The 24,102-nt window shown below is 58.6% G+C and carries 20 protein-coding genes and 1 tRNA gene; 17 read left to right on the top strand and 4 right to left on the bottom strand.

Features of this window, described 5'->3' with window-relative positions; genetic code table 11:
* The first annotated feature begins 9 nt into the window (after positions 1-9).
* The 15 genes from murD to AY555_RS06060 all read left to right on the top strand — a co-directional run bounded on the left by murD (position 10) and on the right by AY555_RS06060 (position 19,638).
* Positions 10-1,413, top strand: coding sequence for a UDP-N-acetylmuramoyl-L-alanine--D-glutamate ligase (gene murD, locus AY555_RS06130; protein WP_066134782.1), 1,404 nt, complete (start codon positions 10-12; stop codon positions 1,411-1,413).
* Complete coding sequence (locus tag AY555_RS06125) at positions 1,410-2,549, top strand: FtsW/RodA/SpoVE family cell cycle protein (RefSeq protein WP_066134779.1); 1,140 nt, start codon at positions 1,410-1,412, stop codon at positions 2,547-2,549. The genes murD and AY555_RS06125 overlap by 4 nt, the downstream gene beginning before the upstream one ends.
* Positions 2,546-3,664 (top strand): undecaprenyldiphospho-muramoylpentapeptide beta-N-acetylglucosaminyltransferase, encoded by a 1,119-nt coding sequence (gene murG / locus AY555_RS06120; protein WP_066134777.1) that lies wholly within the window; start codon positions 2,546-2,548, stop codon positions 3,662-3,664. Before AY555_RS06125 ends, murG begins: the two co-directional genes overlap by 4 nt.
* A gap of 2 nt (positions 3,665-3,666) precedes the next feature.
* Positions 3,667-5,097: a UDP-N-acetylmuramate--L-alanine ligase gene (gene murC / locus AY555_RS06115; protein ID WP_066134774.1), complete on the top strand. Its 1,431-nt coding sequence runs from the start codon at positions 3,667-3,669 to the stop codon at positions 5,095-5,097.
* Positions 5,098-5,117: 20 nt separating this feature from the next.
* On the top strand, positions 5,118-6,071 hold the full coding sequence (gene murB, locus AY555_RS06110) for a UDP-N-acetylmuramate dehydrogenase (protein WP_156483384.1): 954 nt from the start codon (positions 5,118-5,120) through the stop codon (positions 6,069-6,071).
* A 59-nt stretch (positions 6,072-6,130) separates the two neighbouring features.
* A complete protein-coding gene (locus AY555_RS06105; protein WP_066136674.1) occupies positions 6,131-7,060 on the top strand; it encodes a D-alanine--D-alanine ligase in 930 nt (309 codons plus the stop codon).
* On the top strand, positions 7,057-7,929 hold the full coding sequence (locus AY555_RS06100; protein WP_066134768.1) for a cell division protein FtsQ/DivIB: 873 nt from the start codon (positions 7,057-7,059) through the stop codon (positions 7,927-7,929). Before AY555_RS06105 ends, AY555_RS06100 begins: the two co-directional genes overlap by 4 nt.
* A gap of 61 nt (positions 7,930-7,990) precedes the next feature.
* A complete protein-coding gene (gene ftsA, locus AY555_RS06095; protein ID WP_066134765.1) occupies positions 7,991-9,268 on the top strand; it encodes a cell division protein FtsA in 1,278 nt (425 codons plus the stop codon).
* 179 nt (positions 9,269-9,447) lie between these two features.
* Positions 9,448-11,058 (top strand): cell division protein FtsZ, encoded by a 1,611-nt coding sequence (ftsZ, locus tag AY555_RS06090; protein ID WP_066134762.1) that lies wholly within the window; start codon positions 9,448-9,450, stop codon positions 11,056-11,058.
* A 359-nt stretch (positions 11,059-11,417) separates the two neighbouring features.
* Positions 11,418-12,434, top strand: a complete 1,017-nt coding sequence (gene lpxC / locus AY555_RS06085) for a UDP-3-O-acyl-N-acetylglucosamine deacetylase (protein WP_066134758.1) — start codon at positions 11,418-11,420, stop codon at positions 12,432-12,434.
* Between the two features lie 132 nt (positions 12,435-12,566).
* A complete protein-coding gene (locus AY555_RS06080; RefSeq protein ID WP_066134755.1) occupies positions 12,567-13,985 on the top strand; it encodes a S41 family peptidase in 1,419 nt (472 codons plus the stop codon).
* 122 nt (positions 13,986-14,107) lie between these two features.
* A complete protein-coding gene (locus tag AY555_RS06075) occupies positions 14,108-14,962 on the top strand; it encodes an outer membrane protein assembly factor BamD (protein WP_066134752.1) in 855 nt (284 codons plus the stop codon).
* Between the two features lie 47 nt (positions 14,963-15,009).
* Positions 15,010-16,683 (top strand): DNA repair protein RecN, encoded by a 1,674-nt coding sequence (gene recN / locus AY555_RS06070; protein WP_066134750.1) that lies wholly within the window; start codon positions 15,010-15,012, stop codon positions 16,681-16,683.
* A gap of 14 nt (positions 16,684-16,697) precedes the next feature.
* Positions 16,698-18,800 carry an NAD-dependent DNA ligase LigA gene (gene ligA, locus AY555_RS06065; RefSeq protein ID WP_066134747.1) on the top strand — a complete coding sequence of 701 codons (2,103 nt, stop codon included), beginning with the start codon at positions 16,698-16,700 and terminating at the stop codon, positions 18,798-18,800.
* A gap of 100 nt (positions 18,801-18,900) precedes the next feature.
* Positions 18,901-19,638, top strand: a complete 738-nt coding sequence (locus tag AY555_RS06060) for a DUF599 domain-containing protein (RefSeq protein WP_066134744.1) — start codon at positions 18,901-18,903, stop codon at positions 19,636-19,638.
* A gap of 50 nt (positions 19,639-19,688) precedes the next feature.
* Here the strand turns inward: AY555_RS06060 and AY555_RS06055 are convergent, their stop codons facing one another.
* The 3 genes from AY555_RS06055 to AY555_RS06045 form a co-directional block, all read right to left on the bottom strand.
* Positions 19,689-19,967: a hypothetical protein gene (locus AY555_RS06055; protein WP_066134742.1), complete on the bottom strand. Its 279-nt coding sequence runs from the start codon at positions 19,965-19,967 to the stop codon at positions 19,689-19,691.
* Between the two features lie 178 nt (positions 19,968-20,145).
* Positions 20,146-20,514, bottom strand: a complete 369-nt coding sequence (locus AY555_RS06050) for a hypothetical protein (RefSeq protein WP_066134739.1) — start codon at positions 20,512-20,514, stop codon at positions 20,146-20,148.
* Between the two features lie 245 nt (positions 20,515-20,759).
* Positions 20,760-20,836: transfer RNA gene (locus AY555_RS06045), tRNA-Met, on the bottom strand.
* A 158-nt stretch (positions 20,837-20,994) separates the two neighbouring features.
* On the opposite strand from AY555_RS06045, the gene AY555_RS06040 reads away from it, so the two are divergent.
* Together AY555_RS06040 and AY555_RS06035 are read left to right on the top strand one after the other, a co-directional pair.
* On the top strand, positions 20,995-22,206 hold the full coding sequence (locus tag AY555_RS06040) for an O-antigen ligase family protein (protein WP_066134734.1): 1,212 nt from the start codon (positions 20,995-20,997) through the stop codon (positions 22,204-22,206).
* Positions 22,207-22,248: 42 nt separating this feature from the next.
* A complete protein-coding gene (locus AY555_RS06035; RefSeq protein ID WP_066134731.1) occupies positions 22,249-23,184 on the top strand; it encodes a 2-hydroxyacid dehydrogenase in 936 nt (311 codons plus the stop codon).
* Between the two features lie 5 nt (positions 23,185-23,189).
* Here AY555_RS06035 and AY555_RS06030 read toward each other — a convergent pair whose 3' ends face one another.
* The gene (locus AY555_RS06030; protein WP_167798431.1) at positions 23,190-23,996 is read right to left on the bottom strand and encodes a hypothetical protein; all 807 of its coding nucleotides are present in this window, start codon (positions 23,994-23,996) and stop codon (positions 23,190-23,192) included.
* Positions 23,997-24,102: the final 106 nt, after the last annotated feature.

Below are 24,102 nucleotides of genomic sequence, written 5' to 3'. Positions count from 1 at the left end.
AGCCCGCGAATGCACCCAGCGCTGCATTACCTGAAAAGTCGCGTCGCCATCCTGGGACTGGGCAAGTCCGGGCTGTCAGCGGCGCGTGCTCTACAGGCTGTCGGAGCAACGGTGCTGGCGTGGGATGACAACCCCGAATCCCGCAACAAAGCCGCACGCATGGGGATTTCCATTGCCGAGCCATCAGAGAAAAACTGGGTTGGCCTGAAATCCGTTATCTGGAGTCCGGGTATCCCGAGTACCCTGCCCTCTCCCCACCCGGCGGCACTGCTGGCACGGCGGATGGGCATTCCCTTGGTGTGTGATGTTGATCTTTTGTGTGAAGCACAAACAGACGCCTTTGTCATTGCCATCACCGGTACAAACGGAAAATCCACAACCACAGCCCTGATTGGTCATATCTTGGAACAGGCTGGGCTTCCCGTTTCTGTTGGTGGCAACATCGGGGTTCCAGCGATGGAGCTACCAGACATGGACTGGCGGGGAACCTACGTCCTGGAACTGTCAAGCTATCAGCTGGAGCTGATGCCTCATCTGAAGGCAAACGTAGCCGTGTGGCTGAATATCAGCCCCGATCACCTAGATCGCCATGGCAACATGGATGGTTACATCCGCGCCAAGACAAGGGTCTTTGCTGATCAGCCCGCCCATGCCACCAGCATTATCGGCGTTGATGATCCCGACAGCGCCCGCATGTACGAAACAGTATCACGGCACGCCCTGCATAAGGTCATTCCCGTACGCACAGGACGGGCAGTCACCGGTGGTATCTTTGTTGCCGACGGCATCCTGTTCGATGCCAGCGAAGGCACGCCCGTTGAAATCTGTGACCTGCGTCCGCTGAAGCGCCTACCGGGGATCCACAACGGACAGAATATTGCCTGCGCTTTTGCCGCAGCCAGGGCACGGGGTATTGCGGTTCCCGTTATCATAGAGGCACTGCGCACCTTCCCCGGTCTTCCACACAGGCTGGAGCTGATCGAGGACATAGAGGGTGTACCTTTCATCAATGACAGCAAGGCGACCAATGCCGAAGCCACAGCCCGCGCCTTGGCCTGCTACGACCGGGTCCTGTGGATCGCCGGCGGACAGGCAAAAGAAGGGGGCATCCAGGTCCTGCGCCCGCTGTTTCCACGCATTCGCCATGCCTTTCTGATTGGAGAGGCGCAAGACCTGTTTGCACAGGAGCTGGGGCAAGATGTGCCTTGGACCAAGTGCTCTGACCTGCAGAACGCGGTTGAACGTGCAGACGAAATTGCAGACCACGGCGATGTGGTCCTACTCTCCCCGGCCTGCGCATCCTTTGACCAGTTCCGGAACTTCGAGCACCGGGGCGAAGTCTTCCGCCGGATTGTTCAAGAACTGGCCGAAGAAGAGTCCGAGGACGTACCCGAAGGAGAAGAGGCAACATGACCCTTCTTCAGTTCACCCGTACCGACACATCGATTATCGGCCGTTGGTGGTGGACCGTGGACAGGGTTTTGTTAACGGTTACGCTGCTGCTGGTCATCATCGGGGCTATCCTGCTGATGGCGGCCGGACCGGCTGCTGCGGGGCGCATCCATGCCGAACCGTTCCACTTTGTCCGGCGCCAGTTTATATTCCTTCCCTTGGCCGTAGGCCTTATGTTTGCGGTGTCGCTGCTTTCGCCACGCTGGATCCGTCGTGTGGCCTTGGCGGGCTTTCTGGCATCGGTGACCCTGATGATTGTAGCGCCATTCAGCGGGGTAGAAATCAAGGGCGCAACACGCTGGATCCATCTGGGTGGCCTGTCGATCCAGCCGTCCGAGTTTCTCAAGCCAACTTTTGCCATCGTTGCCGGGTGGATGTTTGCCGAAGGCCGAACATCCGAAGCGTTTCCCGGGTTCCGGGTTGCCAGTGCCCTGTTCCTTGTTGTTGTCGGCCTGCTGCTGATCCAGCCTGATTTCGGGCAGGCAATGGTTGTCACCGCCATGTGGAGCACACAGTTCTTCTTGGCCGGTCTATCCTTGTTCTGGGTTTTCCTGCTGGTTGCTGTCAGTCTTGGCGGGGCGGCAGGGGCCTATTTGATCTTCCCGCACGTGCAAAGCCGCGTTGACCGGTTCCTGAATCCGGACGGCGGAGATACCTACCAGATCGAAAAAGCACTTCAGGCATTTCGCAACGGCGGTATTTTTGGCCGTGGCCCCGGGGAAGGACGGGTCAAGGAGCAGCTTCCGGATTCCCATACTGACTTTATCTTTGCCGTTGCCGGGGAGGAATTCGGGGTTCTGTTGTGCCTGTTGATCGTGGGGCTGTTCGCGGTTCTTGTCCTGCGGGCCATGAGCCGAACCCTGCAGGGCAACAGCCTCTTTGTCCTGATCTCTGTTGGCGGACTGGCCGTTCAGTTTGGGCTTCAGGCCATCATCAACATGGCTTCCAGCCTGCATATGATGCCAACAAAAGGGATGACCATGCCTTTTGTGTCCTACGGGGGGTCTTCCATGCTGGGATTGGCCCTGGGGATGGGGATGGTCTTGGCACTCACCCGGCGTCATCTTGCGCTTGGCCCGGGGGGAACACTCCCATGAATGGACAGGTGACACCCCGTGGGCGCATTGTGCTTGCGGCCGGGGGAACAGGCGGACACGTGTTCCCAGCCGAGGCGCTGGCTGCAGAACTGTCAAAGCGGGGTTGGTCCCTGAGCTTGATCACCGACCAACGCGGACGCGCCTATGGCGGAACTCTGGGGCAGGTCGAAACATTTGGGGTGTCATCGGCCCAGGTTCTGGGGCAAAGCCCCTTGGCCCGCATTGCCGCCCTTGCGGCTCTGCTGCGTGGAACCTGGCAAGCCCGGCGCATCCTGCGGCAAATACGCCCCAAGGCCATTGTCGGATTTGGCGGCTATGCATCGGTTCCGGCCATCGCTGCAGGCACACTGCTTGGTATCCCGGTCCTGATTCACGAGCAGAATGCCGTTCTGGGACGGGCCAATCGCCTTTTTGCAAAACGAGTTCAGGCTGTTGCCACTGTTTATGATGCGATCCGCTTCCTCCCGCCACAGGTTCCGGCGATCCGTGTTGGCATGCCGGTCCGGAGTGGCATACACAATATTGCAGGAACCCCCTACATACCACCGGGCCCCGATGGCCCCGTTGAACTTCTGGTCCTGGGCGGCAGCCAGGGAGCCCGCATCCTGACCGATGTTGTTCCCGCAGCCCTTGCCGCCTTGCCCGATGCCATACGCACACGCGTTACCATCAGCCATCAGGCAAGGCCTGAAGATCTGGAGCGTGCCCGCCATGACTATGACCGTGCCGGCATTGCGGCAACGGTCAACGCCTTCTTCGATGATGTGCCTGAACGTCTGGCACGCGCACACCTGCTGATCGCACGCGCCGGGGCCTCGACCGTTGCCGAGGTAACCGTCGCCGGCCGGCCTTCTGTTCTGATACCCTATGGCGCGGCCGCCGATGATCACCAAACGGCAAATGCACGGGCCGTGGAAGCTGCCGGTGGCACGATGGTCATATCCCAAGATTCCTTTACACCCTCGACCCTGACCCATACCCTTGTGCATCTTCTGTCCGCTCCCGAGCATCTGGTTGCCATGGCACGGCACGCCGGCGCGTGGTCCATACCGGATGCGGCTGTCCGCCTAGGCGATGCGGTCGAGAACCTTGCCTGTACCCCGGAGACTGCCTGACCATGCGTGCGATTCCCCTTGATATTGGCCCCCTACACTTCACCGGCATCGGCGGCATCGGTATGTCCGGTATTGCCGAGATCATGCATAATCTGGGATACGCTGTTCAGGGATCGGATGTTGCCGAGAATGCAAACGTCCAAAGACTACGGGCGATGAATATCCCGATTTCCATCGGTCACGATGCTGCAAACTTGGGCGACGCAAAGGTTGTTGTTGTATCTTCGGCGATCCAGCCTGCCAATCCGGAAATCGAAGCCGCCCGCGCACGCCATCTTCCAATCGTACGCCGCGCTGAAATGCTGGCCGAACTGATGCGCCTGAAGTGGGCCATTGCTGTTGGCGGCACACACGGCAAAACCACAACCACCAGCCTGATTGCCGCCTTGCTGGACACAGCCGCCATGGATCCAACCGTGATCAATGGCGGTATTATCAATGTCTGGGGCACGAATGCCCGCTTGGGCACAGGTGACTGGATGGTTGTAGAGGCTGATGAGTCTGACGGCACTTTTACCAAGCTGCCAGCCACGATTTGCGTGGTGACCAACATCGACCCTGAGCATATGGACCACTATGGCCGCTTCGAACGGCTTCAGGACGCGTTCCACACCTTTGTCACCAATATCCCGTTTTATGGCTTTGCCGCCCTGTGCATTGATCATCCAGAGGTGCAGACCCTGATTGCCCGGGTGGCAGACCGGCGCATTGTAACCTATGGCTTCAGCCCACAGGCAGAGATACAGGGGATCAATGTTGAGGGTAGTGTCAACGGGGCCCGCTTTGATGCCGTGGTGCGAAATGGCGATCCGCAGGCATCCCGTACGATCGAAAATATCCGCCTTCCCATGTTCGGGGACCACAATGTGCAAAATGCCTTGGCAACCGTTGCGGTCGGGGTGCGCATGGGGCTGACGGATGACGTCATACGCCGGGCCTTGGCTGCATTCGGTGGCGTCAAACGCCGGTTCACGCGTACAGGCGAAAGTGACGGGGTCACAGTCATCGACGACTACGGACACCATCCAGTGGAAATTTCTGCCGTTCTGAAAGCCGCCCGCCAGGCAACACGTGGACGCGTGATTGCTGTGGTGCAACCACATCGCTATTCACGCCTGAGGGACTTGTTCGAAGGATTCTGCACCTGTTTCAATGAAGCAGAGGAAGTCATTGTTGCCGACGTCTATGCAGCCGGAGAGGCACCCATCGAAGGCTTTGACCGCATGGCCTTGGTCAACGGCCTGCGCGATCACGGACACCGCAGCGTCCATACCCTTGAGGGACCAGAACATCTGGCATCGCTGGTCAAGTCCCTGACCGCACCGGGCGATCTTGTTGTATGCCTTGGGGCCGGCAATATCACAGCATGGGCACAGACTTTGCCCCGTGACCTTGATGCCCTGTCAACTTCGGCCGGGAAAGTAACAGCCTGATGACGGAAAGCACCCGAACCATGACCCGAACAGCCGGAACACATCTGCTGGAGCGCCTGCGCCCCCTGATGGACGGGGTTCGCGGACAGCTTCGTGCCGATTACGATCTGTCGCGGGTTACATGGTTCCAGGTTGGTGGCTTGGCCGATATTGTTTTCAAGCCTGAGGATGATGCGGATCTAGCGCATTTCCTGTCCGTGCTGCCAGACGATATTCCCGTCACCGTTATCGGTGTCGGCTCCAATCTTCTTGTACGGGATGGTGGCATTCCGGGGGTCACCATCCGGTTGGGACGGGGATTTTCCGCTGTCGTATCCAGCGAAGAGCACATCCTGCAGGCCGGTGCAGCCGCCATGGATATTCATGTTGCCCGCTTTGCAGCAGCACAGGGTTTGTCTGGTCTGGAATTCCTGAGTGGCATCCCCGGAACCCTTGGCGGTGCCCTGCGCATGAATGCCGGGGCCTATGGATGTGAAATAGCCGATATCCTGCTGTCCGCCACCGCCATCGACCGCAGCGGGCGCTCTCATACCCTAGACCGGGAGGCCATGGGACTGTCCTATCGCCACTGCGCGGTTCCAGATACCTGGATCTTTACCCATGCCACACTCCGGGGGATAGCGGGCTCCAGCCAGGCCATCCAGTCACGGATGGATGAGATCGCGCAATCCCGCGAAGACACACAGCCAGTCCGGACCCGAACCGGCGGCTCCACATTTGCCAACCCGGACGGCCACAAGGCGTGGGAGCTGATTGATCGCGCCGGATGCCGTGGCTTGCGCCATGGCGGGGCGCAGGTCTCGGAGAAACACTGCAATTTCCTGATCAATACCGGCAGTGCCACGGCACGTGATCTCGAAGAACTGGGGGACATTGTCCGGCATAAGGTCTGGATCCAGTTCGGTGTGGAACTGCGTTGGGAAATTCGTCGTATCGGGGTCGAAAAACGGACGCCTGCCGGAGACAGATCATGAACCTGGACTTCACCCGCACAACAGCCGCACAACCTGTTAATGCTGCAGCCGTCGAAGAGATGACACGGCTGCGCGCAAACCGGCGCCACAGGAAGGTGACTGTCCTGATGGGGGGGTTCTCCGCAGAGCGGGAGGTTTCTCTCAGCTCGGGAGCTGCCGCTGTCAGGGCCTTGGAAAGTGTTGGTTATGCCGTGCAGGCGGTGGATGTCTCACGCAATGTCGGGGCCTTGCTGCATCATCTGGAACAAACCAGCCCGGATGTTGTGTTCAATGCCCTGCATGGGCGTTACGGAGAGGATGGCTGCATCCAGGGCATGCTGAATGTTCTTGGCGTCCCCTACACCCACTCGGGTCTGATGGCCAGTGCTCTGGCTATGGACAAGCCAATGGCAAAGAAATTGTGTGCCAGTGCCGGCATCGCCGTCGCACGGGAAAAGATTGTCACGCGGGAGGACTTGATCGCGGGTGACCCCATTCCGGTGCCCTATGTTGTCAAACCACACAACGAAGGCTCATCGGTCGGTGTCGCAATCATCACCGACACAAAAAGCCCACGGCCTTTTGCCACCCACTGGCCCTATGGCGAACGCGTCATGGCAGAAGAGTTCATCCCCGGGCGTGAACTGACAACAGCCGTGATGGGGCACCATGCCCTGGGAGTGACCGAAATCACAACCAGCCACAGCTTCTATGACTACGATGCCAAGTACGCGGCCGGTGGGTCTGCGCATACCTTGCCCGCCAACCTACCTGCCGATATATACGCCGAAGTGCAGCGTCTTGCTGTCGTGGCCCATCATGTCCTGGGATGCCGGGGCGTATCGCGCGCGGATTTCAGGTATGATGGAAAACGGCTGGTGATTCTGGAGGTCAATACCCAACCCGGTATGACACCCACATCACTGGTGCCAGAGCAGGCTGCCCTGTCCGGGATTTCGTTTCCCGACCTTTGCACCTGGATGGTGGAGAATGCGCAATGCGACACATGACCATGGCCGTCCCCTTTCTGGTCTCCCTACCCGGTACCCGGGCCCGAAAGTTGCTGGCAGCAGGTACAATGACCACGGCCTTGGTCATCGCGGCTTGGATGTCCGGTGCCATGGCATGGACGCAAAACATATTGCGTGATGCAACGCTGGACGGCCTGATGGATATCAGCGCAGATGCCGGCATAAAGCTGCGCCAGATTACCGTAACCGGACGGGGGCGCACAGACCCGGATGACCTGCTCGGTGCCGTGGACCTGCCGCGGGGCGCCCCACTTCTGGAACTGGACCCATCAACCGTACGGACACGACTGGAACAGTTGCCATGGGTTCGGTTGGCAACGGTGGAACGGCACTTGCCTGATGAGCTCCACATCACATTGGTGGAAAAAACACCCATTGCGCTGTGGCAGAACGGAAGTGATTTCCGGATGGTCGATGCGGACGGCAGCGTCATCGGCCCCATGTTGCCGGAATACAGCCACCTGCCCCTGATTGCCGGTCGGGGTGCACCCGATGCTGTCAGCGACCTGTTGACCCTGTTGTCCGCAGAACCCGATATCATGCAGCGTGTTCGGGCAGCGGTCCGGGTTGGATCCCGGCGCTGGGACTTGTGGATTGATGCTGTCGGCGAGGGAGGCACAGAAGTCAAGCTGCCTGAATTTGATACCAACGCAGCCTTGTCACGACTGGCAGCGATGGACCGTGAGCAGAAACTTCTGGAACGTGGGTTGGAAATGATCGATCTGCGTGTCTTGGACCGTATGATCGTACGTGCAGCACCGACAATGCAAACACGCAGCACGCCTGCGGGCAAGGGGCGCACCCAGCCCCCTACACTGCCTGCAGCCGGTCCGGCACGGAATGCCTGACGTTACTGACATAAAAAAACAGATAAATACATAACAGAGTGCACGGAGACTACAGTACATAATGGCAAGAAACCGCCAACGTAATGATCCTGTTACTGCTCTTGACGTGGGCACGACAAAAGTTGCCTGCTTTGTTGCAACAGCGGATGAAAATGGTGACCTGCGGGTGCTGGGCGTGGGGCATCACCGGTCACGCGGCATGCGCAACGGACAGGTTGCAGATATGGCCCAGCTGGAAGAGTCTGTCCGCGCCGCGGTTGATGCCGCCGAACAAACAGCCGGTGTCCGCGTGGGGGATATTTGCATCAACGTCACCGGTGGCGGCCTGCACTGCCGTAACGTGGATGCAGAGGTCTCTGTTGCCGGTCACGCCATCCGCGACAACGATGTACGCCGCATCCTGGAACAGGGGCACCAGTTCCTTCTGGCCGAAGGTGGCGACCGGGAGCTGATCCACTGCATCCCGACGGGTTACACGATTGACGGAACCGACGGTATTGTTGATCCGCGCGGCATGTATGGCGATCGCTTGGGCGTGCGCATTCACATGGTTGCTGCAGGCGGCGGTGCTCTGCGTAACCTGGCCAATGTCATCGATCGTTGTCATCTGCGCATTGAAAGCCGCACGGCAAGTGCCCATGCTTCTGCTGTGGCCTGCACCGTGGATGACGAAAAAGAGATGGGCGTGACCGTCATCGACATGGGCGGCGGGACAACAAGCATCTCTGTATTTCTGGATGGACACCCTATCTTTGCCGATGTCGTACCGGTTGGCGGGAATCATGTCACCAATGACATCGCCCGTGGACTGTCAACACCGGCCGGAATGGCAGAGCGCCTGAAAACCGTCTGGGGCACGGTTCACAGCGCACCGGCCGATGCACGGGAACTGCTGAAGGTTCCTCAAGTCGGCGAAGACGAAGACGCAGGCGCCCAAGAGATTCCGCGCTCGGAACTGGTCCGCATTATCAGACCCCGGATAGAGGAAACATTTGAACTGGTCCGCGCACGGCTGTCCACGGCAGGAATGCTGCATGCCGCAGGTCGACGGGTCGTGCTGACAGGTGGCGCAAGCCAGTTGCAGGGACTGCGTGAAATGGCCGAGCTGGTGCTTGACAAACAGGTGCGTCTTGGACGGCCGCGACGGATCCGCGGGGTCCCCGAGAACGCTCTTGGTCCCGCATTTTCCGCCTGTGCCGGACTGCTGCGTTACGCCATACGCGACCAAGCATTCCGGACCACCCCCGCCGACGCAGACATGGCCGGATTGGTCGAAAGAAACGCGCGCCCCAGTCGCGGGATCGGTCGTGTTTTGGGATGGCTGAAAGAAAATATTTAGGAAAAAGCGCCGGACCTCTTCCAACGTGGCTCAGGATTATGTACCAAGGAATGTCAAGATACGTAAAACAGAAACCTGACATAATGTAGCGGGATCAAGAACGGTATCAGTACCGCATCCGCACTTTCGTCAAAGGCACTGAACAGAAGCAGAAGCGATCAAGCCCGGAGGCCCACGATATGATAAACCTCACTGTTCCACAACAGGGTGAGCCCCTGCTCAAACCCCACATCACAGTTGTTGGTGTTGGTGGTGCCGGTGGCAACGCGGTCAACAACATGATTGCAGACAATCTGCAAGGTGTTGACTTTGTCGTTTCCAATACGGATGCACAAGCCCTGACCATGGCGCGGACCAACCGCCGCATCCAGCTGGGGGAAACCACGACCCAAGGACTAGGGGCCGGTGCGCGTCCGGAAGTGGGACGGGCCGCCGCCGAAGAAACCGTCGAGCAGATCGCTGCAGAAATCCAGGGATCGAACATGGTGTTCATCACCGCCGGTATGGGCGGTGGGACCGGAACCGGTGCCGCGCCCGTGATTGCCAGGGTAGCCCGCGAGATGGGCATTCTGACCGTCGGTGTCGTGACCAAGCCGTTCCAGTTCGAAGGCGCTAACCGCATGCGTCTTGCCGAAAGCGGTATCGAAGACTTGTCGCAGTACGTTGACACTTTGATCATCATCCCGAACCAGAACCTGTTCCGGGTTGCCAACGAGAAAACCACTTTTGCCGATGCCTTCAAGATGGCAGACAACGTTCTTCACCAAGGCGTGCGCTCCATCACCGACCTGATGATCCTGCCTGGCCTGATCAACCTTGACTTTGCCGACGTGCGCACCGTCATGAGCGACATGGGGCGTGCCATGATGGGAACCGGCGAAGCCACAGGGGAGCGGCGCGCACTGGACGCCGCCGAGGCCGCCATTGCCAACCCCCTGCTGGAAGATACCTGCATGAAGGGGGCACGGGGTGTTCTGATCAACATCACAACCGGCATGGACGTGACCCTGTTCGAGGTCGATGAAGCAGCAAACCGTATCCGTGACGAAGTGGAAGGTGAAGCGCACATCATCTTCGGTTCGTGCTTTGATCCAAGCATGGAAGGCACCATGCGCGTTTCTGTTGTTGCTACAGGCATCAACAGCGAAGCAGCCTGCCTGCCCCAGGCTGCACCGATGCGGTCGGCTGTCCAGCAACAGCCGCAGCCCCAGACGGCTCAGGTTGCGCAGGCTCACCGTGTTCCGGAACCTGCGCCCGTTCATGCCCCACCCGCCTTTGCGGCACCGGCTCATACCAACCCCGCAGCGGCCCAATCACCGATACCGGTTCCGGTGCAGGTAGCCCAGACGACAGCGCAACCTTCGTATCAGGCCATGCCCGCACAGGTTTCTGTCGGCGCAACAGCCCAGATGCCACCCAGAAGAGAGACCGATACCTTTATTCCTGCGCAGTCTGCAAGCCATGACCCCTTGGCCTATCAGATGCCACAGCAGCATGGCTATGCCTCTGGCGTGGCGGCTCATGCCCAGGCTGCAGCAGTCGCTCCGGCCGCTGCGGCAGAACCCGTTCTGTATGCCGAAGAGCGTACAGCCCCAGCCAGCGCACCACGCAACAACTTGTTTGCCCGGCTCAGCCGCCTAGCACATCGGGATGAAATGGCCCCGGCCGAAGCTCATGTCGAGGCTCACCCGGCGGCAGCTACCCCTGTAGCAGCACAGGCCATGCCGGTAACCCGGCGTGAGGAGGATGAGCTGGAAATTCCGGCGTTCCTACGACGCCAGGCCAACTAGTGGCTTTTGTGCTGGATTGCTTCACCCACAAAAGGCCCGGTGCATGATACCGTTTGCCTGATGTGGCAGAAACGTGCCAACCTTACAGGGAGAGCTTCGGCTCTCCTTTTTTTCATATATTTTACAGCGCGTTGCGCAGGACCGCATTGCACGCTTAAGAAGAATGATACACGAACTACAATCAAAATATCCCGCCCTGGTGCGCCTAGGATGAAACATTTCGCAACAATCATTGATTTGCCCTGTTGTCTCCGGGTTGTTAAGCCTTTACCGGTTGAAAAGTTTGATGCCCCGCCGCTGTAGCTTGGGGGCGGTTTGTAGTGTTGTTCAGATTGTGTTCTGTGGATTGGATTGTACCAATGATGTTTGATGGTCTGGCTGATGCATCTGTTGCCCCCCATGCGGTTGACACCAAGCGTGCGTCCCGTCGTGCCGGAGGGAAAGGAGCCGTCTCGTCGTCATCCCTGTTGCGGCAGAGAACACTCAAAAGCACCATATCCTGCACAGGTATTGGGCTGCACAGCGGTATCAAGACCCGCATAACACTGGCACCTGCCGCCCCGGATACGGGTATCGTTTTCCGCCGCACGGATATCGCAGGCAGCGCGGCCGTAATCCCCGCAAACAGCGATCATGTCCGGGATTCCCGCCTGTGCACGGTTATCGGTGACACTGCAGGCAATACCGTGGCAACGATTGAACACTTGATGGCTGCACTGGTCGCCATGCAGGTAGACAACGTGGAAATCCAGATCAATGGCCCGGAAGTACCGGCGATGGATGGTAGCGCCGCCCCCTTTGTCTTCCTGACAGAATGCGCCGGGATCGTGGAGCAGGATGCCCCGCGCCGGGCCATACGGGTTCTCAAGCCTGTAAGCGTCAGCGCACATGGGGCCGAAGCATCCCTGCACCCGGGGCGAGGCTTCAGCATCGACTTTACCGTTGATTTCCCTGCTGCCGCCATCGGGCGTCAGTCCTGCTCGCTGGACGTAACAAAAACATCTTTCAAGGCTGCCCTGTCACGCGCCCGTACGTTCTGCCTGATCGAAGATCTGCCAAAAATGCGTGACATGGGGCTAGCGCTGGGTGGGTCCCTAGACAACGCCGTTGTGGTCAACGGGGCCGATGTCCTGAATGACGGCGGTCTGCGCTACGGCAACGAGTTCGCCCGTCACAAGGCTCTTGATGCCATCGGCGACCTAGCACTTGCCGGCCGGCCCCTGCTGGGTCATTACAGCGGCCTGAAGTCCAGCCACGCACTGAACACTGGCTTGGTCAAAGCCCTTCTGGCTGATCCTTCAGCATGGGAAGAGATTGCCATGACAGAAGAAGATCTTGTGCCCAACCGCACCCCTCTCTTCGCAGCCTCAGCCTGATCTCATGCTTTAAGGTTGTTGCCTCTGAAAAAACACGGCTCCTCTGGGACCGTGTTTTTTTGTGCTGGCGCCCGCGGTCAAGTTCTTCCAGAATTCCAGACAGGCCAAAAGCCAAGGAAACCAGAAAAGACCATGCCGAGGATTATTACAGTACTGTGCGGCCTTGCCGTGCTCCTTCTTGTCCCGGTCTGGACAGAACAACAGGTGCATGCGGCAGCTCCGGTCTCGCTGGACGGGATCTGGAAAGCCAGCAACCGGCCCGATGTCCTGTGGGTGGAGGCACCCTATTACACGGTCTATCAGATGACCGGCCCCACAACCCTGATCCGCAAGCGAGGTATGGTTGATGACCTGCGCCGCGATGCTTCCGTTATTTCACGGCAGGGCGCCGATGAGCTGATGATCACCAAGGGGGGTGATCTGGTTCCCGTACGTTACCAGCTGGCTGACGATGATACCGTGCGTCGTATCAAAGACCGATCGGTGATGGAGCCGGCACGGGGGACAACCCTGACTCCTGATCTCAATACCATGGTCTTCCTGATGCTTCTGGCCAATGCCAACCGTTCCGAGGAAAGCCCCAACCTGAAAGAACAGGCCGCAGCCATTCTGGAAAACCTGCCCACAGCCAGCATACATGGTTCGGAACTTTTTACCCGCCTGTGTACAGCCTTGGTCGAAAGCGGCGACGACCTTGGCACCATGGTCCGCCCCGACGGAGTACTCTGCGAGGCTGCCCCGTCATCGGCAGGCACCATGCTGAGCCTGTGGAAACAAGCAGGGGGTGCATCCGGTGATACAAGCGATGCAACCAGCCTAGAAGCCTTGCGCGGGGCGTTTATTGCCCATGTGAACCGCACCATGCTGGGCGGGAAGGCTGTCTTCAGTGCCCGTGGACGCATTGTACGGGGAAAACTGGACGATGGGTCAGCTTGGCTTGGGGTTCTTGACCTAGAAGGATTGTCCGAGGAATCAGGGGCCGTTAGAAACACGCAGGTCCTGATCAACGCTCTGAGCGAAGCCCTTGATGATTTGAAAACAGCACCAAGGCTGGTTTTGGACCTGCGCTTCTCTACCGGCGGCGGCTTGGCGACGGGACTGGAACTGGCAAGCCGCTTCACAGATGCCACGCGTGTTGCATTTCTGGTTGCCCCGGCAAGCGCACAGGCCGGACTGACCGATGCAGAGGAAATTTACGTAACACCCAGCCTGCGCAGCAGCTGGTCCGCGCCCGTCGCCGTCCTGATCAGCGATCTGACAGCAGGAGCCGCCGAAGCCGCTGTTCTGGCCATGCATGATGTCCCCGGAATTACCCTTGTTGGGGACAACACCCGTGGCGAGCTGGCCGAATCCCATGACTGGGTACTTCCCAACAACTGGCGCGGTACCCTCAGCGCAACCCGCTTCCTAGCCAGCGATGGCACGGCCTATCAAAGGACCGGCATTCCTCCTGCTGTCAGAACATCGCCGGGCAGTGCCGATACCTTCCTTGATGACTTGGTAGCCGATATCAACCTGGCGATAACACAACTCCCGGCCCTGCCCCGCTAAACAAACGGGTGGGTTGCGGGCGTCGTGTTTCTTCGTCATGGCACAGAGTATCTCTTGCCCCGCAGCCGGACCTGCGTGATATAGTCTGCCGACCTTCAAGATAGGGTGAACCGGATTATACCATGCTTCTGCTGCCCAACCCGCAGACACTCCATTATCTTCTCCGCCACGTGGCCACCGTCTCTGTGGTTGCGCTGCTTGCCGCCTGCGCCGGAGACAAGGACCAAGAATACGCGGAACGCCCGGTCGGCGAGCTTTATGGCAAGGCGATCGAGGAACTGAACGACCGCAACTACGTTGAAGCCGCCCGGGCTTTTGACGAGGTGGAGCGTCAGCACCCGTATTCGACGTGGGCTACAAAGGCCCAGCTGATGTCAGCTTATGCCTATTACGAAGACGCAAAGTATGATGATGCCATCATCGCCCTGGACCGCTTCATCCAGCTGCATCCCGGCAATGTCGATACGCCATACGCCTATTACCTGAAGTCCCTGTGCTATTACGAGCAGATCAGCGATGTCGGTCGTGACCAGAAAATGACTGATATGGCCCGTTCTGCCCTGGAAGATGTCATCAACCGTTTTCCCGGCACATCCTATGCCCGGGATGCACGCCTGAAACTGGATCTGACCCTGGATCACCTGGCCGGCAAGGAAATGGAGGTCGGGCGCTGGTATCTGCGGCATCAGAAATACTTGGCCGCCATAAACCGGTTTCTGGTCGTCATCAACCAATATGATCGCACATCCCATGCCCCGGAAGCCCTGTATCGCCTGACCGAATCCTATACGGTCCTTGGCCTGAAGGATGAAGCTAAAAAGACAGCGGCTGTGCTGGGACACAACTATCCGGGCAGTGACTGGTACGACGATGCCTATGACCTGGTCGAGCGTGGCGAAACGAATCCCGAGGCCAACAACGCAGCCCTTGACGAAGGTGGTGAAGGCTGGTGGGACAGCATTACCGACATCTTCTGAGAACGGTGGCCCCTGTCTCCGTATGAACACAAGGATAGCATCCTCTCATGCTTGTACGGCTGTCCATTCGTGACGTTGTCCTGATCGAACGTCTTGACCTGACGTTTGGAGCTGGCCTTGGCGTGCTGACCGGTGAAACCGGGGCAGGCAAGTCAATCCTGCTGGACAGCCTAGGACTGGCGCTGGGGGAACGCGGTGACAGCGCATTGGTCCGTAATGGAAGCGATCAGCTGTCAGTCACGGCTGCGTTCGAGCTTCCGGCTGCCCATCCTGCCCTGCTGCTGGCCCGCGAACAGGGACTGGACAGCCCGGACGGTGAGGAGCTAGTCCTGCGTCGCACCGTGTCACGGGACGGTCGATCCCGGGCTTTTGTCAACGACCAGTCCGCCAGCATCGGCCTGTTGCGCCAGCTCGGACGGACCCTGACGGAAATCCATGGTCAATTCGATGCCCATGGCCTTCTGGATCCGTCAACACACCGGGGGGCGCTGGATGAATGGGCGGGCACAGGCCAAGCTCGCCGGATATGCCAGCAGGCCTGGCAAAGCTGGGACACAGCTCGTACCAACCGCCTCCGGATACAGGAAGGGCTGGACACCGCCCGACGGGAAGAGGATATCCTGCGCCACCACGCGGAAGAACTGGCGGCTGTTGCCCCCAAGGGCGATGAAGAAAACAGCTTGGCCGAACAACGACAGTTGTTGATGAACCGCGAGAAGCTGGCAGAAGGTCTGGAAACAGCCTTGCGGTCCCTTGCTGCGGGTGGAAGCGGAGTCGATGCCCTCTTGCGGTCTGTCTCACGGCAACTGGAACGCCTAGCCCCCATGGCCGGAGAGGTCTTTCACCCCGTTATCGAATGCCTAGACCGGGCCGCTGTCGAAACGACTGAGGCCCACGCCACGCTTGAACGGATCAGCAGCGCCCTGGATCTGGATCCCGGACAGCTAGAATATCTGGAAGACAGGCTGTTCACACTGCGCAGCCTGGCACGCAAGCACCATTGCCGGGTTGATGACCTGCCCGCTGTCCTAGAATCCCTGCATCAGAAGTTGCGCGCCCTTGATGACGGGGGGGCTGATATGGCGCAATGGGAGGCTGAAGAACGGCATGCACGCGAGGCGTACCAGCGTGCAGCACAAACCCTGTCGAACGTGCGTGCCAAGGCAGCCGGACAGCTGGACAAGAAAGTCGCCGCAGAACTCCCCCCGTTGAAACTGGATCGTGCCCGCTTTGTGACGCGGGTTGAGGAACTGCCCGAAAACCGCTGGGGACCGGATGGAACGGATCTTGTCACCTTTGAAGTGGCGACCAATCCAGGGGCAACTCCTGGCCCGATCGGGCGCATTGCCTCCGGGGGGGAACTATCGCGCTTCATGCTGGCCCTGAAGGTTGTTCTGGCCCGTTCGTCCACCATCCCCACGCTTGTGTTTGACGAGGTGGATACCGGTATTGGCGGCGCCACCGCGGCCGCTGTAGGGGAACGACTGGCCCGGCTAGCGGCCGATGTCCAAGTTCTGGTTGTCACCCATTCCCCCCAGGTCGCTGCACAGGGAACCCACCACTGGCGTGTGGTCAAGACAGTCCGGGGCGGAAAGACAACGACCGGGGTCGAACCTCTTGACGAAACAGCACGGCGCGAGGAAATTGCCCGCATGTTGGCTGGCGAAACCGTAACCGAACAGGCACGTGCTGCCGCCGACAGCCTGATGCATTCCATCTGATCCGGACCGTGTGGATGAAAGAAATTGCTACCCTTTCCCGACAGGAAGCTGTCGCGGAGATCGAAGCCCTGTCGATCGAACTGCAACGACACGACACCCTGTATCACCGCGATGACGCCCCGGTTATCAGTGATGCGGATTATGACGCCCTGAAACGGCGTCTTCTGGCTTTGGAAGAACAATTTCCCGATCTGCGCCGTCTCGACAGCCCGTCGCTGCGGGTCGGGGCTCCGGCTGCAACAGGCTTCGGCAAGGTGCGGCACAAAGTCCCTATGCTGTCTCTCGACAATGCTTTTGATGCAGAGGAAACTGCCGAGTTCGTGGCCCGGGCGCGCCGCTTCCTGTCCCTGCCTGAAGACACCATCCTGGATATCCTAGCCGAGCCCAAGATCGACGGGCTAAGTTTCTCTGCACGTTACGAAGATGGCGTTTTCGTTCGTGCCGCAACCCGTGGCGACGGACAGGAAGGAGAGGACATCACAGCCAACCTTGCAACTGTTGCCGACTTGCCGGCACGGCTGAAGACATCCACCCCGCCCCGCATTCTTGAGGTCAGGGGCGAAGTGTACATGCGCCGCGATGATTTTGCGGCCCTCAACAGCCGGCATAGTGCGCGTGGTGGCAAGGTCTTTGCCAATCCCCGCAATGCGGCCGCCGGGTCCCTGCGTCAGCTGGATGCCAAGATCACGGCATCGCGTCCATTGCGCTTGTTCTGCTATGCGTGGGGTGAGCTTGACGGCTTCACGCCGGAAACCCACAAGGGCTGGCTGGACCAGCTTCAGGCCTGGGGGCTTCCTGTCAATCCGGAACACCACCTGTGCCGGACACTGGAAGATGTAGAACACTTCGCAGCCGATATCTACGCACGGCGGGCCGATCTTCCCTATGACATCGACGGGCTGGTGCTGAAAGTCAACGACGTCGCACTACAGAAACGGCTGGGCTTTGTTGCCCGTGCACCCCGGTGGGCCATTGCCCGCAAGTTTCCTTCGGAACAGGCGCAAACACGGCTGCGGTCCATTGAAATACAGGTCGGACGGACCGGGGTTCTGACTCCGGTTGCTCATCTGGAGCCTGTCACGGTTGGCGGCGTGGTTGTCAGCCGGGCGACCCTGCACAACGAAGACGAAATCCGCCGGCTGGATGTACGCGTCGGCGACCTAGTCACCCTGCAGAGAGCTGGCGACGTGATTCCACAGATCCTTGGGGTTATAACCGGGCAACGCCCCGCAGACAGCACCCCGTTTGTGTTTCCCCATACATGCCCGGAATGCGGGGCCACCGCCACCCGCGAAGACGGCGCCGTTGCCTGGCGCTGTACGGGCGGCCTGACCTGCCCGACCCAGGCAACCGAGCGTCTGAAACACTTTGTTTCCCGCAATGCCTTTGATATCGAGGGACTGGGCGGGAAACATATCGAGGCATTCTTTGCCGATGCCCTGATCCGCACACCGCAGGACATTTTCACCCTGGAAGCACGCGACAGGGCAAGTCTGTCCAAACTGAAGAACCGCAACGGCTGGGGCCCGGCCAGTGCCGAGAAGCTGTTTGATTCCATCAATGCTCGCCGCACCATTACCTTGGATCGTTTCCTGTTTGCTCTTGGCATCCCACAGGTTGGACAGGCTACCGCCCGACTTCTGGCCCGTCATTACGGATCTTTGGGCACTCTGCTGGATACCCTAGACTCAATCCCTGGACCGGATGAAGAAGCCCGCCTCAGCGAAGCATGGCTCACCCTGATCGGCATCGAAACCATTGGCCCAGCCGTTGCGCAGGAACTTCTGGCTTTTGCGCGGGAACCCCACAACCGCGATGTGCTACGGGCCCTGCAGGCTGAAATTACCATTCTGCCTGTCGAGGAACCGGATACAACCCACTCCGCGATTGCCGGCAAGACCATTGTGTTCACAGGAACCCTGACCCGGATGGGACGGGCTGAAGCCAAGGCCAAGGCCTTGGCACTGGGGGCAAAGGTCGCAGGGTCGGTGTCAGCAAAAACCGATCTGGTTGTTGCCGGGCCGGGTGCGGGATCAAAACTGAAGCAGGCCGAGGCGCTGGGAGTCACCATCATGGATGAGGACAGCTTTTTTGACCTTGTTTCCAACATGACCTGATGCCACACAGACGATCGTTTCCCTGCTCTCTGGTCCGAGAAACGGAAACCTGCCAGAATTCCCCCTGCTTTCCCTGTCCCTGCTTGCGGATTATGCCCTGATGAATGCCTCGCCCCTTCCTTGGATGACACTGGCCGATTGGCTTGGTCTGGCCAGCTTCTTTGCCTTGTGGACAGGCTATACAATCTTTGCCGATATCAGCCCGGCACGGCATCGATCGATTGCAACCCTGATGGCCAGCAGGCGGCGGGCTTGGTTCATGGAAGCCACGCGACGGGATTTGCGCATTGTTGATGCCAACATTCTGGGCAACCTGCTGCAGGGCGTCAGCTTCTTCTCCTCCACCACAATCTTTGTCATCGGGGGCTTGATGGCCATGCTGGGGGTTACAGAAACCGTGGCCCACGCCATCGGGCGCCTTCCATTTGCCGAAAATGGAAGCATCGATGCCCTAGAGAGCAAGATCTGCTTTCTTCTCGCCATTTTTGTATACGCATTTTTCAAGTTCAGCTGGGCATTCCGGCTTGCCAACTACTGCTCCATTACAGTAGGCGCACTGGGCCCGGCAGCGGATGCCGACAGTGAACGCTCCCGCTGTATTGCAGAAACGGCTGCGGTCCTGTCCTCGCGCTCGGGGCATCACTTCAACCGTGGCCTGCGGGCTTACTTTTTCGCACTGGGGGCCTTGGGGTGGATGGTCAACCCACTCCTTCTGACGGCCGTAACCGCCGGGGTTGTCGTAACGCTGTACCGTCGGGAGTTTCACTCCCTGGCCCTGCAATCCCTGTCACACCTGAACGCGATTGATCCGGCGCCTCCGACAAGGCCCGGCCAGTAATCAGATCACGGCACCGGGGTGGGTCATATTCCCGCCCCGGACTGCGTACATCAATGACGGGAAGAACGGTGCCCGCTACGCACCTTTGCTTCAACCACAGCACGGTGGCGCAGGGCGGCAGCAGCCAGTACAGCGATACACAGAGAAGCCCCAAAGACTGCCATAAATGATACCATAGGCCCTGCCCCCGTCCTGAAGAATGACGATAACTCTATAGTGGGGAGACCCGCACGGGGCCGCAAGGGAGCCGTAGGAACCATAGGCTCTTTTTTCCGGACGGGGATATTCACAAAGCCCTTGATTGTATCTACAGATACAAGAAGCCCCATGGATGCCGCTCAGAGCCCCGGCTTTCACAGACCTTGGGCACGGCACGCAAACAACATTGCACGCAGAGCTACCGGATACCCTTACCGCACCGGATTACCCCGAACAGCGAATCCACCCTGCCGGGCAGCACGAGGGAGGAGCCTCCTCTCTTGGGAAAAAGTCCTCCATGCGCTGTCGTTATCCAATCCCAATAATAAACGCCCACACTCCCCCCAAAGCTAGGGCGATGAAAGACGCAAAACCAGAGCCGATTGCCCAACGCTTGCAAGAATCACCACGCTCAAAGGACTCACCCGTATAAGCGGATTGCGAAATATAGGAAAGAAATCCACAGAGCAGTGAAAGAGTGAACCCAGCAGAAAAACAAATCAGGGATCCGGAGTACAACCTGAGCGTAGCCCCACTCTTGAAAGTAACAAGCGCAGCAATCGCCGCTAAATTCCCTGTAATCAGTCCATGAATAATCGTTACACCATAGTGGACTGTGGCACCGAGACTGGCAGCGGCCATCGCAATTCGCTCTTGCTGATCGTACACGCCGCTCATCTGTTAGCGCCCCCCCCTGAACACACAAAGAAAATACCTATGTTAAGTATAATGAAAAAAGGATGGGCAATCCTAGATAATAATTAGCCTCGGACAGGGATGTGCAAATTCCCGATAAATATAAGTATGTTATGTTGATATAATGGAGCGAGCTGATGCTCTTCACTACTCAAACAGCAGTTTATCTTTATTGCGCAATAAAAAGACCTCAACACATCATAATATGTGAAGAGGTCTTCGGTATTTGGTAGCGGAGGAGGGATTTGAACCCCCGACCCCAGGATTATGATTCCCGTGCTCTAACCAGCTGAGCTACTCCGCCATCGCGCTGGGAGCGCTGTGTTTATCTGTTCTCCCATTTTGTGTCAAGGTGGATCTTCAACAATATATTCACCACCGCACAATCACGGATCATGGACAAATGGCGGCCAAAACAGCATGGTTCGGTCACCTTGTTGTTTGTACCGGATCCTTGCCACAATGCCTGCTCGCCGCCTTCTGCTGATACCACTGGCCCCCGCCATAGGATTCATTGCCCCAAAAGGCCTGTGGATCCTAGTGATGCTAACGGCACTGTGGGGACTGTGGCACGTTCGCCCCTCGATCAAGGAACTATGGTCATATAACCCATGGCTCTGGTCGCTGTTCCTTGCCGGGCTGGCCCTCTCGCCCCTGTCCCTGATACCGGGACACAGCGCTGTCGTCGCCCTGCGTCTCTTGCTGCTGACCCTGTGCGGCACCGCGATCGCCATGGCCATGATGAGACTGGACATACGCCAGCGCGGCACACTCGCCCTTGTAACATTGGGGGTCGCAACAGGGATTGGCGCCATCGCCTTGGTAGATATGCAGACAGGTGGCATGCTGAGCATCCCGTGGCGCAAAACGGTACATATAGATGCCTTGGTTGTGGGTATTCCCTACAGTCGCGGAGCAGCCTTTCTGGCACTGCTTCTGCTCCCCTGCGCCTTTGCCGGCTGGCAGGGCGGATGGCGACGCAGCAGCATCACAATCGCATTCCTCGCACTCACTGTTCTCAGCCAACACTCCAGTGAAACAGCCATAGGAGCTGTTCTTCTGGGTGGAACCGCGGCAGCAATGATCCGCGTTCTGCCTGCCTTGTGGCGGTTGGTACCTGTTGCTCTGGCAACCGGTCTGCTGCTGATGCCTCTTCTGGCCCCGTCCCAGAATAGCCCGGCCTATTGCTTCTTTGTCGAACGAGCGCCATCCATGGCCCACCGCACGATGATCTGGACTTTCACAACCGGGAAAATCCAAGAACAGCCACTGATCGGATATGGCTTGGAGGCAGAGCGCATCATCGAAGGGGGAAACGACACCATAGCCATGATCCGGTGCCATGATGGGGCCACACTTGGCCATCTTGAAGCCATGCCACTGCACCCGCACAATGGCCCTCTTCATATCTGGTTTGACCTAGGGCTTGTCGGGGCGGTTCTGGCTGCGGCAGCTCTTTTCTTTGCCCTGCGCCGTATTCCCCCTGGAACGCCACGGGTAGCCGCCACAGGTGGAGCTGTTACCGCCTTTGTCATTGCATCGTTGGGCTATGGGCTATGGCAAACGTGGTTTGTATGCGCCCTGTGGCTTGCCCTGTTGTTCCTAATCCCCCTGCAACAGGAAAACCGCACGGTCCCAGAAGACGGGAACCTTGATACAGCTGCGGCATCATGAGACCCTTTTGGGGGGGGAGAAATTGATAACGAGCCTGCCTGAATGTCAACGGTTCTGGTTGCAACACCGTCCAACGCCACGCTATGGGCAGACCTGCTGCAACGGTCTTGCCCCGGAAGAACCATCTCCTGCTATGACAAGACAGCCCCGCTTGCCCGGTCAACCGATGACCTGATCCTCTGGAGGCCGGACAAAGACCTTTTTGACAATGTTGTGGTGAAACGATCCATCTTTTGCCTTGGGGCCGGCGTAGACGCCATTCTGGCACTCCCCAACCTGCCTCGCACGGTTGACCTTTTCCGCTTGGTTGATACCGGCATGTCACCACAGATGGCAGCATGGTGCAGTTACGCCGTGCTTCACTTCTTCCGTGACATGGATATCTATCAAAACAGCCAAAGGGAAAAAAAGTGGCACCCATTGCCATACCGGGCACCCGCAGACTTCCCGGTTGGCATTCTGGGGGCCGGTATATTGGGAACAGCGGTTGCCCGGGCCTTGTCCGGGTTTGGCATACCCGTGACCGGCTGGCGGCGCACTGCCTCCGGACAGACAACCGATTTTCCCTGTGTGTGTGGCCCGGAAGGACTGCACACCCTTCTTGCCAATAGTATTGCTGTCATTTGCTTGCTGCCCCTGACACCAAAAACCCGAGGCCTGATCGATGCCGGATTCTTGGAACACATGCGCCCCGGTTCCGTCTTGATCAACGCATCACGCGGGGATCTGGTCGTGGAAAAGGATCTGCTCAACGCGCTGGAACAAGGACGTCTGCGCGGTGCTTTTCTGGATGTGACCGCACCGGAACCACCGCCCCTTGATTCACCCCTGTGGCATCACCCAAGCATCCGGTTAACACCGCACAGCGCAGCCGCAACCATACCTGAAACAGCTGTCGCGCAAATAGCCGCTGCACTGGAACAGCTTGACCGGGATGAACGGCCAGCCGGGTACGTTGACCCCGATCAGGGATACTGAGACGATCAGCGGAACACGACCCTGTCGTGGCTCAGCCACAGGATAGCCCCACTGTCGGTTCTTACCTGATGATACAGCGCACCTGCTTTCCGCATTCCGGGATCGGACACAAGCACATGCCGGGAATCCAGTGGACCACTGACAACGGTTCTGGGGTGCAGAATGCGACACCCGGGGCCGGTGATAATCCGACCGGCTTCTGCATGCTGATGCATGCCCAATGCCGCATGGTAACGGCGCAGAAGCTCAGGGTTAACACAGGCATACCCCTGCTGGCGAACCATCCCCTGTCCGGACTCCAGAACAGGCGAGGATGAAAGCCCCGCATCAATAAGGGTGGCAAGAGCACGTACAGGTGCCGCCTCATCCCCGTCACCAGCCCGATAATGGTTTGCCAACGTCAGAAGATCACGGGGCACAAAGCCAAGCGACTGGTATGCACGTGACCCGTTGCCATCGCCCAAACGGTCCAAGCGTTGCTTCCAGTCGCTGAAACGGCAGCACGCATCGAAACCAACCCGGTGAAACTCCGGGTCATGCCGGAATGTCTGCAATTCATTGTGCAGTCCCCTCAGGACAGCAACATGATCGGCTTCTATCGGTGAAACTGGCGGCCCCGTACGACCAGCAGACCGATCATGATCAAGATATCGGGGGAGAAACAGCGCGCACAGGATAATAAGGCATGCAAACAGGGCGGTCCGGACAACACGTCGTCGTACTGTCGGAGCAAAGCGTACGCACGACCGCATCGCTGCACAGGCCATGGCAACAAACAGGATAAGGGATAGGATAAACGTGATTTCCTGCATGGTTTCCACCTTGTCCGGAAGCACAACGCTGACAAGTCCGGATTGCAGGATGCATTGTCCTCCCTATCCCAATATTCAGGACAGGGAAGAACAAAACTCCATGAAA

This window comes from Haematospirillum jordaniae, from assembly GCF_001611975.1.
GTDB classification, from domain to species: Bacteria; Pseudomonadota; Alphaproteobacteria; order Rhodospirillales; family Rhodospirillaceae; genus Haematospirillum; species Haematospirillum jordaniae.
This window is presented reverse-complemented; position numbering and strand designations above follow the sequence as displayed.

Bases quoted from the DNA above. Each gene is read 5' to 3' on its own strand.
- murD (WP_066134782.1), top strand. From the start codon at position 10: ATGCACCCAGCGCTGCATTACCTGAAAAGTCGCGTCGCCATCCTGGGA.
- AY555_RS06125 (WP_066134779.1), top strand. From the start codon at position 1,410: ATGACCCTTCTTCAGTTCACCCGTACCGACACATCGATTATCGGCCGT.
- murG (WP_066134777.1), top strand. From the start codon at position 2,546: ATGAATGGACAGGTGACACCCCGTGGGCGCATTGTGCTTGCGGCCGGG.
- murC (WP_066134774.1), top strand. From the start codon at position 3,667: ATGCGTGCGATTCCCCTTGATATTGGCCCCCTACACTTCACCGGCATC.
- murB (WP_156483384.1), top strand. From the start codon at position 5,118: ATGACCCGAACAGCCGGAACACATCTGCTGGAGCGCCTGCGCCCCCTG.
- AY555_RS06105 (WP_066136674.1), top strand. From the start codon at position 6,131: ATGACACGGCTGCGCGCAAACCGGCGCCACAGGAAGGTGACTGTCCTG.
- AY555_RS06100 (WP_066134768.1), top strand. From the start codon at position 7,057: ATGACCATGGCCGTCCCCTTTCTGGTCTCCCTACCCGGTACCCGGGCC.
- ftsA (WP_066134765.1), top strand. From the start codon at position 7,991: ATGGCAAGAAACCGCCAACGTAATGATCCTGTTACTGCTCTTGACGTG.
- ftsZ (WP_066134762.1), top strand. From the start codon at position 9,448: ATGATAAACCTCACTGTTCCACAACAGGGTGAGCCCCTGCTCAAACCC.
- lpxC (WP_066134758.1), top strand. From the start codon at position 11,418: ATGATGTTTGATGGTCTGGCTGATGCATCTGTTGCCCCCCATGCGGTT.
- AY555_RS06080 (WP_066134755.1), top strand. From the start codon at position 12,567: ATGCCGAGGATTATTACAGTACTGTGCGGCCTTGCCGTGCTCCTTCTT.
- AY555_RS06075 (WP_066134752.1), top strand. From the start codon at position 14,108: ATGCTTCTGCTGCCCAACCCGCAGACACTCCATTATCTTCTCCGCCAC.
- recN (WP_066134750.1), top strand. From the start codon at position 15,010: ATGCTTGTACGGCTGTCCATTCGTGACGTTGTCCTGATCGAACGTCTT.
- ligA (WP_066134747.1), top strand. From the start codon at position 16,698: ATGAAAGAAATTGCTACCCTTTCCCGACAGGAAGCTGTCGCGGAGATC.
- AY555_RS06060 (WP_066134744.1), top strand. From the start codon at position 18,901: ATGAATGCCTCGCCCCTTCCTTGGATGACACTGGCCGATTGGCTTGGT.
- AY555_RS06055 (WP_066134742.1), bottom strand. From the start codon at position 19,967: ATGGGGCTTCTTGTATCTGTAGATACAATCAAGGGCTTTGTGAATATC.
- AY555_RS06050 (WP_066134739.1), bottom strand. From the start codon at position 20,514: ATGAGCGGCGTGTACGATCAGCAAGAGCGAATTGCGATGGCCGCTGCC.
- AY555_RS06040 (WP_066134734.1), top strand. From the start codon at position 20,995: ATGCCTGCTCGCCGCCTTCTGCTGATACCACTGGCCCCCGCCATAGGA.
- AY555_RS06035 (WP_066134731.1), top strand. From the start codon at position 22,249: ATGTCAACGGTTCTGGTTGCAACACCGTCCAACGCCACGCTATGGGCA.
- AY555_RS06030 (WP_167798431.1), bottom strand. From the start codon at position 23,996: ATGCAGGAAATCACGTTTATCCTATCCCTTATCCTGTTTGTTGCCATG.